This window comes from Halorussus sp. AFM4, assembly GCF_051194995.1.
In the GTDB taxonomy this organism is placed as follows: domain Archaea; phylum Halobacteriota; class Halobacteria; order Halobacteriales; family Haladaptataceae; genus Halorussus.
The window spans coordinates 403148-420907 of the sequence record NZ_JBNTJT010000001.1; the positions used below are offsets into that span (position 1 = coordinate 403148).

Sequence of the window (17760 nt, forward strand, 5' to 3'; positions counted from 1 at the left end):
CGGCGCCGACTGACGACCCGGCGACCCCGGTCGTACCGCCAACCGAACAGCAGCTCACGGTCGTTTTTCCCTTCGCAGTCGTCCCCACAGAGATGAGACCCCGACAGGTACCCACCCCGCCCGCGACCGTCGGGATTTTTCTACCGTCGGGCGCTACGGTGCTGTCGTGAACGTCCGGGGAGAAGTCGCGGAAGTCGGCGAGGTTCGAACCGTCAGCACGCAGTACGGCGAACGCGACCTCGCGGAGGTGACGGTCCGCGAGGACGACGGCCACAAGACGGTGACGCTGTGGGGCAAGTGGACCGAGAGCGCCGACCTCCTCGAACCGGGGATGGAGCTGCTGGTGACCGACGTCGCCGAGGACGAATACCAGGGGGAGACGACCTACTCCACCGACGGCGACTCCTACGTCGTCGTCGAGCCCTCCTTCCTGGTGGACGTGACCGACGTCCGGTCGTGGGTCCAGTGCCCGCGGATGTACTACCTCAACAAGCTCTCGGGCATCCCCCTGGAGTACCCGGTGATCAAGGGGACCATCGTCCACGAGGTGTTCGGCGACCTGCTCCGGGGCCGCGACCTCGACGAGTCCATCGACGAGCGCGTCGAGGAGGCCGGCCTGGAACTCGGCCTGCTCGGCCGCGAGCGCGACGAGGTCGCCGAGGAGGTCCGCCAGAACGCCGCCGCCATCGAGGGGTGGCTCGCGCAGGGCGCGCTCACCGACGAGGACAACTGGCGGAGCGAGCAGACGCTCATCAGCGAGCGGTTCGGCATCAAGGGCCGGGCCGACGCGCTCCGGCGGGGGATGCCGGTCGAGCTCAAGACCGGCAAGAACCTCAAGCGCGACCCCCGGTTCCAGGACAAGATCCAGGCGGCGTGCTACGCCCTCCTGCTCCAGGAGAAAGGAGTGCCCGCCGACACCGGGACCCTCCTCTACACCAAGAACAGCGCGCTCGACCGCAGCGAGGAGTCGGGCGACCTCTCGCCGGCCAAGGAGTTCTCGGTCGGCGACGGCCTGCTGGACTTCGTCGTCCGGACCAGGAACGAGATCGCCGCGATGGAGTACCACACCGTCGAATCGCCGGACCCGGCGGCCGGCGTCCCCACCGGCTACGAGGCCGACGCCAAGTGCGAGTACTGCTTCGAGCAGGACACCTGCATGGTGGTCTCGGGCCGGCTCGATCAGGAGTCGAAGGCCGGCCAAATCGGCACTCCTATCCCGAAGGAGGAACGCGAGTACTTCGACCGCATCTACCGGCTGGTCGAGGAGGAGCGCCGGGCGACCCACGCCGAGTACGCCAAGCTCTGGGAGCAGACCGCGGCCGAGCGGGCCGACGACGACCGGGCGCTGATCGACCTCGACCCCGCGGGCCGGCGCCAGCTCGACGGCGGCCGGTGGGAGATGCGGGCCGAGCGGACCGGCGGCGCCGTCTCCAAGATTCGTGAGGGCGACGTGGTGCTCGCCAGCGACGGCGACCCCGTGAACGGCCACGCCGAACTGGCCCGCGTCGAGCGACTCGGCGACGAAGTGATCGTCACCGCCGACGAGCCGGTCGAGCTCCGGCGGCTCGACGTCTACCCCTCGGAGCTGTCGGCCGACCGGATGCTGACCGCGCTCCACGACTTCCTGCTGAAGGGCGACCCGCGCCGGAAGGACGTGCTGTTCGGGCGCGAGGACCCGGAGTTCCGCGACGACCACCGAACGTACATCGACAACAACGAGGCCCAGAACGAGGCCGTGAACCTCGCGGTGAACGCCGAGGACCTCGCGCTGGTCCACGGCCCGCCCGGCACGGGCAAGACCTACACCATCGCCCGCACGATCCGGGCGCTCGTCGAGCGGGGCGAGCGGGTCCTGCTCTCGGCGTTCACCAACCGCGCGGTCGACAACGCGCTCGAAGCGCTGCGCGACCAGGGCTTCGAGGATGTCGTGCGCGTAGGGACGGAAAGCGGCGTCCGCGAGGACATGCAGGACCTCCGGCTGGAGCAGGCCGGCGACCCCGGCGAGCGCGTCGCCGAGCTCCGCGACGCGAGCGTCGTCGCCGCGACCACCGCGACCTGCGGGTCGCGGGTCATGCGCGAGCAGTCGTTCGACGTGGCGCTGGTCGACGAGGCCTCCCAGCTCACCGAGCCCGAGACCCTGGCCGCGGTCAACCGGGCCGACCGGTTCGTCCTGGTCGGCGACCACCAGCAGCTCCCGCCGGTCGTCAGGACCGAGAACGAGCTCTCGACCTCGCTGTTCGAGCGCCTCATCGAGGAGTACCCCGAGGCGGGCGTTATGCTCGACCGCCAGTACCGGATGAGCCAGCGCATCCAGGCGTTCGCGTCGCGGGAGTTCTACGACGGCGAGCTCCGGCCCGCCGGCGGCGACGTGGCCGCCCAGCGCCTCGCCGACCTGCCGGCGGTCGACCCCGCGGCGCTCCCCGACGACCTCCGGGGCGGCGGCGTCTCGTTCGTCGACCCCGGCGGTCGCACCGACGGGAACACCAACCCGGTCGAGGCCGAGCGGGTGGCCGAGGTGGTCGACGAGTTCCTCGCGGCGGGCGTCGACCCCGCAGAGATCGGGGTCATCGCGCCGTTCCGGGCCCAGGTCGCCGAGATCGGCCGTCGAGTGCCGGAGGGCGTGGCGGTCGACACGGTCGACCGCTTCCAGGGGTCGAGCAAGGAGGTCATCGTGGTGTCGTTCGTCGCCACCGGCGACCTCGACAGCCCCATCTTCGAGGACCACCGCCGGGTGAACGTCGCGCTCACCCGGGCGAAGAAGTCGCTCGTCCTGGTCGGCGACGAGGCGGCGCTCCGGAGCGAGGACCTCTACGGACGGATGGTCGACTGGGCGGAGTGAGCGACCGTCTCCGGGTCGTTCGGCCCGCCGGACTCGCCGCCGATCGGACGCCCCCTGCTCCGTTTGATTCAGACGCACCGATACGAAACTTTCCCCAGAGAGCCGCTTTCGGTACGTTTAAGGCTTCGACGGGTGGCGCTATTGTGTATGAGTGGACGACCGCTCGACGTACTGGAAGCTTCTCTCGACGAGGAGGTTACGGTGCGATTGAAAGGCGGCGAAGAGTTCGAGGGCGTGCTCACGGGGTACGACCAGCACATGAACCTGGTGCTGGAGGACACCGACGAGGAAGACACAACCATTATACGCGGCGACAACCTCGTGTCGATTAGCCCATGACCGGAGCAGGAACCCCGAGCCAGGGGAAGAAGAACAAGACGACGCACGTCAAGTGCCGTCGCTGCGGCGAGAAGTCGTATCACAGCAAGAAGAAGGAGTGCTCGAACTGCGGCTTCGGCAAGTCGAGCAAGCGCCGGGACTACGAGTGGCAGAGCAAGTCCGGCGAGTAACCGCCGCGGACGCGACTCTCCCTTCTCTCTGAAGCCAGTATACCGAGCAGCGAGCGGCCTCGAGTACGCCGACGGAAGCTCGGCGACCGGGCCTTCGCCCGGCCGTCAGTACGTCGGCGACTCCTCGGGCACGCCGTCGCGCTGGTTGACCACCCGCCCGAGGACGAACAGCGCGTCCGAGAGCCGGTTGAGGTACGTCACCGCGACGTCGTTGACGTCCTGGTCGGCTTCGAGCGCCACGGCCCGGCGCTCGGCGCGCCGGCAGACCGTCCGGGCGTGGTGGAGCCGCGCGCCGGCGTCGCCGCCGCCGGGCAGGATGAACGACTGCAGGGGCTCGAGCTCGTCGTCGTAGGAGTCGATCCACTCCTCCAGCTGCTCGACGTGGTCTTCGCGGACGACCGGGTCGTCCTCGTCGGGGTCGGGGTTGGCGAAGTCGGCCTGGACGACGTGGAGGTGGTTCTGGATCTCCCGGAGCTGCTCGTCGACGTCGTCGTAGCCGGTGGGCCGGATCCGGCCGACCAGCGCGTTCACCTCGTCGACCGTGCCGTAGGCCTCGATCCGGGGGCTGGCCTTCGAGACCCGCGACATGTCCCGGAGGTCGGTCTGGCCCTCGTCGCCGCGGCCGGTGTATATCTTCATGCCTCCGAGTACCGACGCGCTCTACTTAACTCTCGGCCCGAACCACTTCTACCCTCCCGGCCCGAACCACTTCTACCCTCCCGGCCCGAACCAGTTCTACCCGGAGTTCAGGCCAGCGACTTCTCGACGTACTCGACGATCTTCTCGCTCTCGGCCATCGTCACGCCCCGCTCCTCGTCGACCAGCACCGGGACGCCGCGCTGGCCGCTGACTCGCTTGACCTCGTCGCGCTCGGAGTGGAGCGCCTCGACCCACTCGGTCTCGTAGTCGACGCCGTGCTCGTCGAGCGCGTCGTGGACCGTCTCGCAGTACGGGCAGCCGTCGAGCGCGTAGAGCGTGATCGACATGCGCGACGCTTCGGTTTCGACACGCAAGTAGCTATTGCCGGGCGACGTCGCCACCGCGAAAGTCCGGATTTCTACCGTTTCTCGGGGTTATACGGCCGAAGCGCTCCTATTCGTTGACGGGATGTCCTCCGAACCGTCACGAATCGAGACGTCTCCCACCGAGCCGCGCACCGCCACCGGGGTCGCCCCGCGGTACAGCCGGTACCTCGCGGGCTACCTCGCGCTGACCGTCGTCGGCACGATCGGGCTCCTCGTGCTCGCGAAGCGCTCCTCGCACCTCCTGGCGGCCGTCGAGGTGCTGGTCGCGGGCGGCGTCCTCGCGGCCGCGAGCGTCGGGGCGATAGCCGCCCTCTACCGGGACGCCGTCGGTCTCGCGGAGGCCGGAACCCGGTGGAACCCCGACTGGAAGCCGTACGTCGCGTTCGCCGTCGGAACGCCCGTCGCGGTCTACCTCGCCATCGCCTACGTCACCGTCTCGGACGTCGCCCTGCTCGCGGCGGGCGTCGCCTTCGTCGGCGCGGCGTTCGAGGCCGCCGCGCTGTATCTCTACCGCCGCTTCGAGTACGTCGGGACGCCGGCCTGATCGCCGGCTGTCGTCACGCTCCCGCCGAGGCGGTCGCCGGTACGGAAATCCGCGAACCGCAGTACGAAAGAGGGGCGGTCAGCGCTCGATGACGACGCCGCTCTCGCCGACCGCCACGTCGGTCTCACCGACGGCGTCGCCGGAACCCCCGAGCGCGACGTCCCGCAGGCTCTCCTCGACCGGCGTCGGGACGCTCCGCCAGCCGGTCGTCGGCGTCCGGCGGTAGGCGCGGCCGCCTGCGCCGACCGCCAGCGCCGCGTCGCCGTCGACGGCCAGCGCGCGGAGGGCGGTCTCGCCGACCCGGCACGGCGTCCAGTTGCGGCAGACCCGGTCGTAGCGGTAGACGAGCCCCCCGTCGCCGGCGATCCGGACCGTCGCCTCGGACGCGGCCACGTCGTGGAAGTCGACCTCCGCGTTCCGCGGGCTGATGTCGGTCCGGTCGGTGCCGCGCTCCTCGAAGGCACCGCCGTTGGTGTCGGCGACGAAGAACCGCCGGCCGTCCGACGCGAGTCCGGCGACGGACGACCCGCTGCCGGGCTCCGAGACCTCGCCCCACTCGGGGCAGCCGTCGTCGTCGGTCGCGACGGGCAGCACCTCGCCGGAGCCGTTCGCCGCCCGGAGCGACTCCGCGTCGCGCGGGCCGGCGACCGCGACGGCCTCCCAGGTGCTCGTCTTCTCCATCGGCGCCGAGTGGTCGTGCTTCCGGTCGGCCGCGACGTCGTAGGCCCCGAGCGCGCCCGAGGAGCCGGCGAACCAGACGCGCTCGCCGCCGGCCGTGACGGCCGCGTCCCTCAGCGTGTTGCGCCGCGCGCCGGGCCCGGCCTCGACGACGACCCGCCACCCGTCATCGTCGGGGGAATCGGTGCGCCGGGCGAGGACGACGCCGTCCTCGCCGACGGCGTGGGGGCCGGCCGCCGTCTGGACGACGGCGTAGAGGGTCGCGTCCGTCGGGGTCTCGGCGACCGCCCACTCGCCGGCCTCGTCGCCGGTCGTCACGGTCCGAACTGCGCCTTGTGTTCCTTGTAGAGCACGCCCGTGAAGAGCGCGAACGGGACGAGTCCGACCACCGTGGCGGCCAGCGCGACCTCGATGAGCGTCGCCAGCGCGTACCGGGCGTAGAAGTACCCCAGCACCGACATCCCCGAGAGGATGAAGAACACGACGCTCGCGATGGCCAGCCCGAAGCTCAGCCGGCGGTAGCGCCAGGCCAGGTTCTCGGACCGCCGGAGCATCTTGATGAGGACCGCCACCGGCGGGATCGCCAGTGCGACTAACTGCAGCACCGCGAGTGCGATGTCCTGTTCCAGTGTCATGGTGAGTTGTCTGCGACGACGTGACGTTCGAGTGTCGTGCGTTCAGTTCGAAGAGTCGGTCCCTTCGAGCGATGCGTCCGGCCGGTGCTCGCGGGCCCGGCCCGTCAGGAGAGCGCCTCGTGTGCGGCCGCGATCCGCGAGACCGCGACGTCGTAGGCGGCGTCGCGCCACCGGCGGTCGTCGCCCAGGTGGTCGCGCACCTCGTGCCACGCCGAGACGACCCGGGAGTCGAGGCGCTCGCCGATCTGCTCGGCGGACCACTGCCGGGTCGTCACGTCGCCCAGCCACTCGAAGTACGAGGCGGTCACCCCGCCGGAGTTGGCCAGCAGGTCGGGCACGACCGGCACGTCGCGCTCGGCGAGGATCGCGTCGGCCTCGGGCGCGGTCGGCCCGTTCGCCCCCTCGACCACCAGCGACGCCGCGACGTCGTCGGCGTTGGCCTCCGTGAGGACGCTCTCGACCGCCGCGGGGACCAGCACGTCGGCGTCGATTGCGAGCAGTTCCCGGTTCGAGATCGGCGTCGCGTCGTGGTCGGTCACCGCGCCCGGTCGCTCGAACGCCGCCGGCACCGCGCGGGTGTCGAGCCCGTCGGGGTCGTAGACGCCGCCGTACGCGTCGCTGACTGCGACGACGTCGGCGCCCCAGTCGTCGAGCAGGCGGGCGGCGTTCGCGCCGACGCTGCCGTACCCCTGCACCGCGACGGTCGCGCCCTCTAACGCCTCGTCGTAGTGGCGCAGCGTCTCGCGGGTCACCAGCGCGACGCTCCGGCCGGGGGCGCCGCGGCGCTCGGCCAGTCCGCCCGCGGCGGGCGGCTTGCCGGTCACGACGCCCCGCTCGGCGGTCGGGCCGTCGCCGTACGCGCCGGCGAACCACGCCATCTCCCGCGGGCCGGTGCCGAGGTCCGGCGCCGGGACGTCGCGGCGCGGGCCCACGAACTCCCGGAGCGCGTCGGCGTAGCTGCGGGTGAGTCGCTCGCGCTCGTCGCGGGACAGTCCTCGCGGATCGACCGCCAGCCCGCCCTTCGCGCCGCCGAACGGCAGGTCGACCAGCGCGCACTTCCAGGTCATCGCGGCGGCGAGGTCGGCGCACTCGGCCCGCGAGACCGACGGCCGGTAGCGCAGGCCGCCCTTGTAGGGGCCGCGGACGCCGTCGTGCTGGACCCGGAAGCCCGTCGCGGTCGCGAGGGTGCCGTCGTCGCGCTCGTAGTGCACCGCCACGCGGTGGGTCCGGTCGGGGCGACGGAGCCGCTCGCGGACCGCCGGGTCGAGGTCGAGCCGGTCGGCCGCGCGCTCGAACTGCCGGCGGACCGCGTCGTGGCCGGCGCCGCTGTCAGCGTCCCTCCCCGTCATTCGTCACCGGCTCCGTCGTCGGTCACTTCGCCGTCGGACCGCCCGTCGTCGGGCGTCGTCAGGCACTCCCGCTCCCAGTCGAGGTGGGCGATCAGTCGCTCGCGGGTCGGGTCGGCGAGCCGGTAGACCTTGGTCCGGCCGTCGAGCGGGAGGGTCCGGACCCGGCCCGCGTCGACGAGGCTCCGGAGGTTCTGGTAGAGCCGGCCCCGGTTCAGCTCCTCGCCGTAGTGGGCCTCGAGTTCGTCGCCGATGGCGACCCCGGCGGGGTTGGTCCCCTCCAGTCGGGCGATGGTGAACAGGAGGTCCCGCTCGAAGCCGGTCAGGCCCGCGAGCGGTTCGGGATCGGGTCGGTGCTCCTCGGTCTGCACGCGTTCTGTCGTCGGGTCTGTCGTTGCCACGGGTTCTCACGGCGGCGGATGCCGCCACGCCGCGCGCGGGCCTCGAACCCGCCGTCAGCCGGTCCTGAACGCGGTAGCAGTCGGAATCGAGCGCGATAGCCGTCTCAGAAACGAGCCCCGTAGCCGCGTCGGCGACCGCCGCGACCCCGGCGGCGCGGGAACCGCCGCCTGCGAGCGACGGGTGCCGGTCGGCACGCGGCCGTCCCCCGACCGCACCCGCCGACCGCTCGGACGCCGACCCCCGAACGGCAGGCGCAGGTGCCGGACGCCCGCCTACCGCCCCGCCGGGCCCGGGCCCACGTCCGGTAGGCCGGCTGGCCGAACGTCCAGACGGCCGCCCCGCCCGAGACGGTGAGGTACGCCAGCCGCAGCTCGACCGGGACGGCCGCGAGGTCGAGCGCGCCCAGCGCCGCGCCGACGACCACGCCGACGAGCGAGACCACCAGCAGGACCGCGAGGACGTCGTTCGTGAGCCAGAACCGCGCCTGCGCGGAACTGGTGTCGCCCTCGCTCCCGCCGACGGGTCCGCCCCGTGGGGCCGACCTGTCGGCGCGGGTCGACCGCCCGCGGCCGCGAGTCGGCCGCCCGGTGCCGCCGGTCGATCGACCGCCGCCGCTGGCCGACCGACCGCCACCGGTCGGTGCTCGGGCGCCGGCGGGGACTCGGTCACTCGTCGGTGCGTCGCTCGCCGCTCGCTCGGTCGTGTCGTCTGTCATGGTTCAGTAGTGGGGTTCGCTGCGGGGCCGTGAGGTCATCATCTCGGTCGGGAGGGCGTCGTCCGGGCGGGGCCCACCGGACGCGGAGCCGACCAGTGACCGGACGCGCTCGCGGTCCCGTCGGCCCGGCGATCAGGCCTCCCCGACGTCGGCGAGGTCGGCCAGCAGGCCCTCGTGGCGGACGAGCAGGGTGCCGAGGACGCTCATCGCCAGCACGTAGCCCACCCCGAACTCGGGGACGAGCCGCGCCGGCCCGCCGACGAGGCCCCGCGCGAGCGCGGCCAGCACCAGCGAGAACTCCCCGCGGGCGATCATGCCGACGCCGACCCGGAGCGACCGCCGGTCGTCGAGGCCGTAGAGCCGCCCGCCGAGGGCGCCGCTGACCAGTTTGCTGGCGGTGGTGGCGGCGACCGCGACCGCCAGCAGCCCCGCGAGGTCCAGCAGCGCGAGGACGTCGGTCGAGACGCCGATGGACAGGAAGAACACCGCCGAGAACAGGTCCCGGACCGGCGCGAGCGAGCGCTCGACCCGCTCCTCGACGTCGGTCCGGCCGACCGCCGCCCCGACGACGAAGGCGGTGACGCCCACGCTCACGCTGGTCGCGGTCGCCGCGCCGGCGACCAGGGTCGCGACCGCGAGCACCCGCAGGACGAACAGCTCCTCGGAGTCGACGGTCAGGAGCACTTCGAGCGCGGTGGCCCCGTACCAGCCGGCCAGCGCGACCGCGCCGAGGAAGCCCAGGCCGGTCGCGACCCGGACCGCCGCGCCCGCGACGCTCCCGCCGGGGCCGAGCGCGCCGACGAACGCCAGGTACACCGCGATGGCGACGTCCTCGAACACCAGGACGCCGAGGATGGGCTCGCTCGCGGCGTCGGCGATCCAGCCGCGCTCGACCAGCGCCTTCGTCACGATGGCCGACGAGGAGATGTAGACGATGCCCGCCACGAGCAGGGTCGCCACCGGGCCGAAGCCGAACAGCAGCCCGAGGCCGACCCCGACCGCGAAGTTGAGCGCGAAGTCGACCAGGCCGGCCGCGAGCAGCCGCCGGTAGCTCCCCGCAAGTCGCTCGAAGCTGACGTGGACCCCGAGGAAGAACAGCAGCACCACGAGCCCGAGGTCCGCGAAGGCGTGGACGAACGCCGCGTCGCCGAGCAGCGCCACCGGGACGCCGAGAACCGCGGTGGGCGCGCTCGGGCCGACGACGACGCCCGCCAGGATGTACGCCGGGATGACCGACTGGCCGAGCCGCGACGCCAGCGCGCCCGCGACGGCCAGCGCGGTCAGCAGGACGCCGAGCTGGGCGACGAGCGGGAGCGACCGGGGGACTCCGGCGAGGAGTGCGAACGGACTCGTCACCCCCATCACTCGCCGGTCACGAGGCGCTCCAGTTCGGCCTGCTCCTCGCGGTCGCCGAGCGCCACCACGCAGTCGCCCGGCCGGAGCGCAAAGTCGGCGTCCGGGCTCGGGTGGGTCTCGCCGTCGCGCCGGACCGCGAGCACGGTCGCGCCGGTCTCGCTGCGGACCTCGGCGTCGCCGAGCCGGCCGTCCGCGAGCGGGGCGTCGGCCGACAGCTCGTACCACTCGATGACGGCGTCGCCGACCGGCACCTCGACGGCGTCGAGCTCGACCGGCTGGAAGTACGCGCCCTCGAGGACGGCGCCGAGCTTCCGGGCCCGCTCGTCGCGGAGCGCGAACAGGTGAGTCGTCTCGTCCCGCTCGGGGAGTCGTCGGTACACGTCGCGGTCGCCGTCGTGGTGGACCACCACGACGAGCCGGTCGTCGGCCCGGTCGAGCTCGTACTTCCGACCGACGCCGGGGAGTTCGGTCTCGTAGACGGTCATGATGTGGTGGAGCGCGCTTCGAGTCGAGTCGTCGTGACGCGACTGCGAATCGGAGTCGTCTCGCCGCGACGCGATCGCTCGTCGCGGGGGCGGTTCGTCTCCGGGCTGCGGGTCCGCGGGGGCCTCACGCGAGGCACGGACCGACCCCCGCGAGAGCGCGGTGGCCCCACGCCAGCGCGACGCCCCAGAGCCAGTCCAGCGGGGTCCAGACGCCGAAGGCGTGCGAGACCGCGTCGTCGAGCGCGACCAGCCCGGTCCAGACGACGGAGAGCCGCCACCGGAGGCCGTACCGGGTGGTGACGACGCCGCCGAGTATCACGCCGACAGCGCCGAGCAGGCAGAGGACCGCGCCCGGCGCGGGGTAGTACCGCCAGACGTGGACCCAGCCGAACAGGCCGGCGAGCGCGCTGCCGGCGACGAACACCGGCTCCTCGCGGGGGTAGATGTCCCACTTGCGGGCGCTGACGAACAGCACGAGGTACAGCGCGTAGAGGTAGTGGTGGGGTGCGTACAGTGCGCCGTCGGGGATCGACTCGGCTGGGAAGTTCATGGGTGGTGTCGGTGGGTGGCTGTCGGTAGATGGCTGTCGTCGGGGCGATTCACTGCAGTTGTCAGCGGTCGTCCTCGTCCTCCCCCGGCGAGTCGTCCTCTCGGGGCGAGTCGTCCGCGCCCGGCGGGTCGAACCGGGCCCACTCCGGGGTCAGGAGGCGGTCGTCGAGGTCCCAGACGTTCGCGTCCGCGACGAGCGGCCGGCGGCGGAGCGACCGCGCGACGTTCCAGACCCAGACGACCTGCCCGAGCCCGAGGACGTAGGCCCAGACCGTGGCGAACTGCTGGAGCGGCGCGAGCGCCGGCGGGTAGGTCGCCATCCGGCGCGGCAGGCCGCGGAAGCCCAGCAGGATGAGCGCGCCGAACGCCCCGACCGTGCCGACCGCGGTCAGCCAGAAGTGGAGCCGGGCCAGCGCGGCGTTGTATCGCCGGCCCGTCAGCAGCGGGAACCAGTAGTAGACGCCCGCGAACAGCGCGAAGACGCTCGTCCCGACCAGCATGAAGTGGAAGTGCCCGACCACGTAGTAGGTGCCGTGGAGCAGCCGGTCGACCGGAATCGACGCGAGGAAGACCCCGGTCACGCCGCCGAGCACGAAGTTGCCGACCGCGCCGACGCAGAACAGCATGGGCGCAGTCAGCCGGACGCGACCGTTCCACAGCGTCGCGATCCAGTTGAACGTCTTGACCGCGCTCGGCACCGCGATGGCCAGCGTCACCGCCATGAAGCTGGCCCGGACGCGCGGGTCGAGCCCGGTGGTGAACATGTGGTGGGCCCAGACCCCGTACGCGAGCACGCCGATGGCGAGCGTCGAGTACACCACGAACGGCCGGCCGAACAGCCGCCGGCCGGCGAACCGCGGCAGGACGAGGCTGACGAGACCCATCGGCGGCAGCACCAGGATGTACACCTCGGGGTGGCCGAAGAACCAGAAGAGGTGCTGCCACAGGATGGGCCCGCCGCCCTCGACCGCGAAGAACGTGGTGCCGAAGTTGCGGTCGAGCAGCAGCATCAGGAGCGCGCTGCCGAGCACCGGGAACGAGAAGAGCGCCAGCCCGCCGGTGGTCAGCATCGTCCACGAGAAGATGTCGAGGTCTGCCCACGCGATCCGGCGCTCCGCGACGACGGTCGCGATGAAGTTGATGGCGCTCATGATCGTACTGACCCCCGAGAGGTGGAGCCCCAGCAGCAGCAGGTCGATCGCCCGGTTCGGCGCCTCGACCGACATGGGCGCGTAGAGGGTCCACCCCGTCGCGGGCGGCGACGCGCCCGGGACGCCCGCCAGGTCCGCGAGCAGCCCCGACCGGATCAGCGCCGCCGCGGGGACTAGCAGCCAGAAGGCGACCGCGTTGACCCGGGGGAACGCCATGTCGTCGGCCCCGACGAGCGCCGGCAGCACGCAGTTCGCGAGGCCGAAGACGACGGGCGTCGCGAACAGGAACAGCATCGTCAGCCCGTGGGTCGTGAACAGCGCGTCGTAGGTGGCGGCCGGCCAGACGTCGGCGCCCGGCGTCAGCAGGTGAGTCCGGAGCAGCAGCGCATCGCCGGCGCCGACGACGCCGCAGCCGAACCCGAAGGCGAGGTAGAGGAGCCCGACGTCCTCGTTGTCCACCGTGGTGAGCCAGCGCCTGACGCCGGCGGGTTTCGCGGACATGGGAGGTGAATCCGTCGTGCGAGTCGCCCGAGTCAGCGCGCGTACCGCAGGAACTCCCGACAGCCGAGCAGGCAGACCGCGGTCGCGAGGCCGAAGGCCAGCGTCGGACTGACCGCGTAGAGCGCGCCGCCGGCCAGCGGGCTCGCGACCCCCGCGGCGCGCCCGGCGAGTCGGAGCGACGCCGCCGCGCTGTCACCGCAATTTCGGCCGACACACACCAGCAGTTCCCTGCGGAACGGCCGGGCGGCGACGCCGACGCCGAACCCGGCGAACAGCCCGGCCGCCGCCGTCGCGCTCGGGGCGGCGGCGAGCGCCAGCGGGAACAGCGAGACGACCAGGCAGCCCCCGCCGACCACCGGGTCGACGCCGACGCGGTCGGTCAGGCGGGCGACCGGCGCGGCCGCGAGCAGCGCCCCCAGCGTCTCGGCCGCGAGCAGCCCCGCGAACAGAGCCGCCGGGCCGACGGTGATCCCGAGCACGGCGCCGCCGAGGCCGAAGTCGGCGACCGCGAGCACCAGGAACGGACAGCACAGCCCCCGGCCGACCCGGACGAGTCCGTCGGCCAGCGCCAGCGCCCGGTCGTCGCCCGAGAGCCCCCGCAGGTCCGCTAGCACGCGGTCGAGTCGCGGCGGTTCGCGGCCGCCGTCCCGGTCAGGGACGTCCGTGCCGTCGTCCGGGTCCAGGACCGCTCGCCCGACCGCGGCCGCGGCGGCGAGGCTCGCGGCCCCGGCGCTCGCGAGCTGGAACGCCGGCCCGACCGCGCCGACGCCGGCGAAGACGAGCGCGAGCACCGGGAGCCCCGCGAGCACGCCGACCCGGCGGAACGTCCGGGCGGCCGCGAGGCGCCGGGCGACCGCTCCGGTCGGAAGGCGGCGCTCGGCGATTCGGAATGCGGCGCCCGGCCCGTGGGAGTACCACGTCGCGAGGCACGCCGCGCCGGCCAGGGTCCACGCCCACGGGCCGACCGTCAGTGGGAACGACCCGACGGGGCCGAGCTGGGGCGCGGCGACCCACAGCAGGTAGCCGAGCCCGGTCAGAAGCCCGAATCCCGCGACGACGTACCGGGAGTCGGAGCCGTCCGCCTCGCCGGTCGGTTCGAGCGCCGCCGCGTAGCCCTCCCGGAGGTCGAACCGGTCCCGAAGGTCGGCCAGCGCGTCGCCGGGCCAGCGGTCGCCCGCCGCCAGGCGGCTCTCGACTGCGACCGCCGGATCGTCGAGGTACGGGGCCGCGAGGCGGGCGAGCCGCCACCCGCTCCAGACGACGCCGACCGCCGCGGGGCCGGCGCCCAGCGCCCGCAGGTACGCCGGGAGGAACCGGACCAGGACCCGGGTCGCGAGCCCGACGCCGAGCGTCAGCACGGCGACCGCGAACAGGCCGGGCTCGCGGTCGTGGAGGTCGCGGAACGCCGCCGGGTCGCCGGGACCGGGCGGCGCCGATTCCGCGGGCGAGTCGTCCCCGGTCATTCGTCTCTGAGCCGGCGGTAGGCCTCGGCGAACCGGTCGAACGCCTCGACGAGGGCCCGTCCGACGACGCGGACCGCCCGGCCGAGCGCCCGGAGGAGGTCGACCCCGCGGCGGGCGGCGGTCGCCAGCGCCCCTGCGAGTCGCTTCGCGCCGGCGGCGAGTGCGGCGAAGCCGGCCCTGGCCGGGCCGGCCGCGCGGTGGACACGGTAGAGGGGCGGGCCGACGACGCCGGGGAGCGCGACCAGGAACTCGCCGACGCGCTCGTGACCGTAGGCGGCCCCGACCTGCGCGAGGAACACCGGCGTGAACAGCAGGTTCAGCGCCAGGGTGTAGCCGGGGGCGCCGCCGGCCCCGGTCGCGCCGCGGGCCGGAATCAGCCCCGCGAAGTCGAACAGGTAGTGGACCGCGACGCCGGCGACGACCGCCGCCAGCGCGGTCGCGCCGAAGATGACCGCGGCCATCCGGGTCCCGTAGTAGCGCCGGTAGGTCCGGACGAGCTGGGGGATGATGAGGTCGGCGTAGACGAACGCCAGCACCGCCCCGAACGCGACGCCGTGGTTCCACAGCACCAGCGCGAACGGGACGTTCCCGACCGAGCAGAGGAACGTGGCGACGCCGATGGCGACCCCGAGCGCGACGTGGACCGTCACCCAGGTCAGCGAGCCCTCGCCGCCGACGCCGAACAGCGAGGCCCACCACGGGTCGGGGACGAACGCGGCGATGAGCCCGGCCAGCAGGAAGCCCAGCGCGATGTCCGCCCACAGCATGTCCCACTCGCGGACCGCGTTGCTCGCGGCGGTCCTCCAGCCGGCGAGCGACCGGAGGTCGGCGGTCGAATCCTCGACCACCCGGGCGTCGCTCCGGGCGCGGTACGACCGGAGGCAGCCGCCGCAGCAGAAGTACTCGGTCGCGCCGTCGACGGTCGCCTCGACGGTGTCGCCGTCGCTCGGGTCGGCGGCCATCCCGCAGGCCGGACACGTCACCTCGTCGAGCTCCAGGACGCGCTCGCGGGCCGCTGCGAACCACTCGTCCGGGACGTGCTCGCGGTAGACGTACGCCAGCACGGCGACCGCGACGAGGCCGCCGGCGAACTCCGCGGCCACGAACTGCCAGCCGAGCAGGATCCACATCACCAGCCCCAGCTCGGCCACCAGGTCGGTCGCGGCGAACTGGAACGCCGCGAGGCTCGCGACCGGCGAGGCGCCCTTCTTGAACAGCGCCTTCGCGGTCGCGACCGCCGAGAACGAGCAGCTCGACGACAGCGAGCCGAACAGCGTCCCGTACCCCACCTCGCGCCAGCCGTCGCCGCCGAGGTAGCGGGCCATCTGGTCGTCGCCGGCGAACTCCTCGACCGCGCCGGTGACGGTGAACCCCAGGACCAGGGCCCACCACGTCTCCCACGCCATCCCGACGGCGAGTCCGAGTCCCTCGAACAGCGAGCCTACCAGTGACATGTTGGTCTCTCCGTGGTATCGTCGGTCGGTTTCGCGTCGGTCGATCGCTCTCCGGTCAGTTCGTCCGCGGTCGGTCGATCCCGCCCCGTCAACGCGGTCGTTCGAGGACGGTGCCGCCGTCGCCGACCGCCACGGACGGCACGTCGACGGTTCCGAGCGCGACGTCGCAGAGCGGCGCGTCGCCCGGCGCGTCGGCGGGGCGCCAGCCGTTCCGGGTGAACTCGTAGACGCCGCCGGCCGCGTCGACCGCGAGGCCGGCGTGGCGGTCGCGGTCGATTCCGCGGACGTCGGCCTCGCCGACCGAGACCGGCGTCCACGCGAAGCCGTTGTACCGGAAGATGACGCCGTCGCCGGCGGCGACCGCCACGTCGTCGGGGCCGCGGGGCGCGACGTCGTGGAGGTTCACGCCAGCGGCGTCGATGCCCGTGCGTCGCCACTCGCGGCCGGCGTCGACGGTCTGGTAGACGCCGCCCGAGGTGTCGCAGACGTACCCGGTGCCGCGGTCGACGAACGAGACGCCGAGCGCGCTCGCCCCGCCGCCGGGCTCGACCACGCCGTCCCACGACACGCCGGCGCCGTCGTGGCGGCCCCGGAGGAGCTCGCCCGACCCGTTCGCCAGGAATAGCCACTCCTGGCCGGCCAACCCGGCGACCGCGACGTCCTCCCACGTGGAGGTCCGGCCTTCCGGCGCCGAGAAGTCGGTCACCCGCCCGGTCCCGACGTCGTACCGACCGACGACGCCGCTGTCGCCGCAGAACCACGCCCGGCGGCCGTTGGCGGTGGCGTCGACGCCGTTCAGGCCGTTCTGCGCGCCGGTCGGGCCGGAGTCGAGTTCGACCCGCCACTCGCCGCCGGCCCGCCCGAGGACCCGGCCGCCCTCGCCGACCGCGCAGGGGCCGGTCCGCGTGCGGGCGACGCCGTGGAGCGCGCCGGCCGTCGGCGTCTCGACCGCGGACCACTCCCCGTCGCTCGGGTCGTCGCTCGCCGAGCACCCCGCGAGCCCGGCGGCGCCGCCCGCGAGCAGTCCGAGCGCGCCGCGCCGCGTCGCTTGCAGGGACTCGTCTCGTCCCTCCTCCCGGCGGGCGACTCGCCGCGTTACCCGGTGGGACTCCTCTCGCCGTGGCACTCGTCGAGAGCTGTCTCGTCGGGCCACGCCGTCTCACGCGCCGAGGGCGCCGGCGACCGCGATCGCGGTTCCGGCGAGGACGGCCGCGGCGCCGACCGTCGCGGCGACCTCCTCGCGGCGCGGGGCGAACCGTTCGAGCGTCGCCACCGCGGTGACCGCCAGCAGCCAGAACAGGTTCAGCGAGCCGACGACGACAAGCAGCGCGAACAGCGCCCACGTCGAGCGAATGGAGTCCAGCGCGCGTTCGACGCCGCGCTCGGCCGCGTCGCGGACCGACAGGTCGTGCGCGGAGGGCGACGAGCAGTCGACGCACCTCGCCAGCGCGTCGCGCTTGGTCGTCGTGAGCTGGTACAGCCCGGCCAGGACCGCGGCACCGCCGACGAGCACCGGGCCGAACCGGTCTGCGGCCCCGGCGAGGTTCACCAGCGCGTCGACCGCCAGCGGGACGACGCCGGTCGCGGCCCACGTCAGGCTGTAGCTCCCGAGGAGCGCGACCGCGGCCCGGATCGTCCCGGCCCGCGATCCGGTTTCGTTCGCCGCGTACCGCTCGACGAACGGGATCAGCGCGGGGTACGTCGCCGCCGACGTCAGCACGCCCCACAGTAGCAGGTAGGCGAGGACGCCCGCGACGCCGTTTTGGGTGCCCATCGTCTCCGGGACGCCGGGGTCGCTCAGCGCCGCCGGGCCCGCCGTCGACGGCGTCGGGAGCCACTCCCGGTGGAGTGCCGTCCACAGCAGGAGGGTGACGGTCAGCATCGCGACCGGGACGTCCGGCACGTCGTCGGCGTCGAGTAGCTGTTCGTCGATTCGAGCGCGAACTTCGGTGACGCGGGTCGGAATCCCCGCGGCGCCGAATGGAATCTTGCGTCTCATGAGCACTGGATGGCTGCGGTCTGCGGTTCGATCGCTGTGCTTTCCCGCTCGATTCTCGGTCGATACGTCCGTCTCCGGCCGGCGGCGGCCACGTCGTGACGGTCGTCCG

At 73.3% G+C, this 17760-nt stretch carries 19 protein-coding genes; 4 read left to right on the forward strand and 15 right to left on the reverse strand.

Annotation, left to right across the window (positions count from 1 at the left end; all coding sequences use genetic code 11):
- The first annotated feature begins 166 nt into the window (after nt 1-166).
- The 3 genes from ACQUQF_RS02050 (at nt 167) to ACQUQF_RS02060 (ending at nt 3348) form a co-directional block, all read left to right on the forward strand.
- On the forward strand, nt 167-2839 hold the full coding sequence (locus ACQUQF_RS02050; protein WP_435175227.1) for an AAA domain-containing protein: 2673 nt from the start codon (nt 167-169) through the stop codon (nt 2837-2839).
- 147 nt (nt 2840-2986) lie between these two features.
- Nucleotides 2987-3178, forward strand: coding sequence for an LSM domain-containing protein (locus tag ACQUQF_RS02055; RefSeq protein ID WP_276278964.1), 192 nt, complete (start codon nt 2987-2989; stop codon nt 3176-3178).
- On the forward strand, nt 3175-3348 hold the full coding sequence (locus ACQUQF_RS02060; protein WP_435175229.1) for a 50S ribosomal protein L37e: 174 nt from the start codon (nt 3175-3177) through the stop codon (nt 3346-3348). The genes ACQUQF_RS02055 and ACQUQF_RS02060 overlap by 4 nt, the downstream gene beginning before the upstream one ends.
- A gap of 105 nt (nt 3349-3453) precedes the next feature.
- Here the strand turns inward: ACQUQF_RS02060 and ACQUQF_RS02065 are convergent, their stop codons facing one another.
- Together ACQUQF_RS02065 and ACQUQF_RS02070 are read right to left on the reverse strand one after the other, a co-directional pair.
- Complete coding sequence (locus tag ACQUQF_RS02065; protein WP_435175231.1) at nt 3454-3987, reverse strand: cob(I)yrinic acid a,c-diamide adenosyltransferase; 534 nt, start codon at nt 3985-3987, stop codon at nt 3454-3456.
- A 107-nt stretch (nt 3988-4094) separates the two neighbouring features.
- Nucleotides 4095-4334, reverse strand: coding sequence for a glutaredoxin family protein (locus tag ACQUQF_RS02070; protein WP_435175233.1), 240 nt, complete (start codon nt 4332-4334; stop codon nt 4095-4097).
- Between the two features lie 121 nt (nt 4335-4455).
- Here ACQUQF_RS02070 and ACQUQF_RS02075 point away from each other — a divergent pair, with 121 nt between their 5' ends.
- Complete coding sequence (locus tag ACQUQF_RS02075; RefSeq protein ID WP_435175234.1) at nt 4456-4917, forward strand: hypothetical protein; 462 nt, start codon at nt 4456-4458, stop codon at nt 4915-4917.
- 78 nt (nt 4918-4995) lie between these two features.
- Here the strand turns inward: ACQUQF_RS02075 and ACQUQF_RS02080 are convergent, their stop codons facing one another.
- From ACQUQF_RS02080 to ACQUQF_RS02140, 13 genes are all read right to left on the reverse strand, one after another.
- The gene (locus ACQUQF_RS02080; RefSeq protein ID WP_435175236.1) at nt 4996-5913 is read right to left on the reverse strand and encodes a hypothetical protein; all 918 of its coding nucleotides are present in this window, start codon (nt 5911-5913) and stop codon (nt 4996-4998) included.
- Entirely contained in the window at nt 5910-6230 is a 321-nt protein-coding gene (locus ACQUQF_RS02085) for a hypothetical protein (RefSeq protein ID WP_435175238.1), read from the reverse strand. Before ACQUQF_RS02085 ends, ACQUQF_RS02080 begins: the two co-directional genes overlap by 4 nt.
- 104 nt (nt 6231-6334) lie before the next feature.
- Nucleotides 6335-7579: a Glu/Leu/Phe/Val dehydrogenase dimerization domain-containing protein gene (locus tag ACQUQF_RS02090; RefSeq protein WP_435175240.1), complete on the reverse strand. Its 1245-nt coding sequence runs from the start codon at nt 7577-7579 to the stop codon at nt 6335-6337.
- Nucleotides 7576-7977, reverse strand: coding sequence for a helix-turn-helix transcriptional regulator (locus tag ACQUQF_RS02095; protein ID WP_435175242.1), 402 nt, complete (start codon nt 7975-7977; stop codon nt 7576-7578). The genes ACQUQF_RS02090 and ACQUQF_RS02095 overlap by 4 nt, the downstream gene beginning before the upstream one ends.
- Nucleotides 7978-8081: 104 nt before the next feature.
- Nucleotides 8082-8693 carry a hypothetical protein gene (locus tag ACQUQF_RS02100; protein ID WP_435175244.1) on the reverse strand — a complete coding sequence of 204 codons (612 nt, stop codon included), beginning with the start codon at nt 8691-8693 and terminating at the stop codon, nt 8082-8084.
- Nucleotides 8694-8825: 132 nt separating this feature from the next.
- Nucleotides 8826-10055, reverse strand: coding sequence for a cation:proton antiporter (locus tag ACQUQF_RS02105; RefSeq protein WP_435175246.1), 1230 nt, complete (start codon nt 10053-10055; stop codon nt 8826-8828).
- The gene (locus ACQUQF_RS02110; protein ID WP_435175248.1) at nt 10055-10534 is read right to left on the reverse strand and encodes a cation:proton antiporter regulatory subunit; all 480 of its coding nucleotides are present in this window, start codon (nt 10532-10534) and stop codon (nt 10055-10057) included. Before ACQUQF_RS02110 ends, ACQUQF_RS02105 begins: the two co-directional genes overlap by 1 nt.
- A gap of 124 nt (nt 10535-10658) precedes the next feature.
- Entirely contained in the window at nt 10659-11084 is a 426-nt protein-coding gene (locus tag ACQUQF_RS02115) for a hypothetical protein (protein ID WP_435175249.1), read from the reverse strand.
- A 61-nt stretch (nt 11085-11145) separates the two neighbouring features.
- A complete protein-coding gene (locus ACQUQF_RS02120; protein WP_435175251.1) occupies nt 11146-12735 on the reverse strand; it encodes a cytochrome c oxidase subunit I in 1590 nt (529 codons plus the stop codon).
- Nucleotides 12736-12767: 32 nt separating this feature from the next.
- Nucleotides 12768-14198, reverse strand: coding sequence for a hypothetical protein (locus ACQUQF_RS02125; protein WP_435175253.1), 1431 nt, complete (start codon nt 14196-14198; stop codon nt 12768-12770).
- Nucleotides 14195-15652: a permease gene (locus ACQUQF_RS02130; protein ID WP_435175255.1), complete on the reverse strand. Its 1458-nt coding sequence runs from the start codon at nt 15650-15652 to the stop codon at nt 14195-14197. The genes ACQUQF_RS02125 and ACQUQF_RS02130 overlap by 4 nt, the downstream gene beginning before the upstream one ends.
- A gap of 88 nt (nt 15653-15740) precedes the next feature.
- The gene (locus tag ACQUQF_RS02135) at nt 15741-16778 is read right to left on the reverse strand and encodes a hypothetical protein (RefSeq protein WP_435175257.1); all 1038 of its coding nucleotides are present in this window, start codon (nt 16776-16778) and stop codon (nt 15741-15743) included.
- A 33-nt stretch (nt 16779-16811) separates the two neighbouring features.
- Complete coding sequence (locus tag ACQUQF_RS02140) at nt 16812-17651, reverse strand: DUF2182 domain-containing protein (protein WP_435175259.1); 840 nt, start codon at nt 17649-17651, stop codon at nt 16812-16814.
- Nucleotides 17652-17760 lie beyond the last annotated feature (109 nt).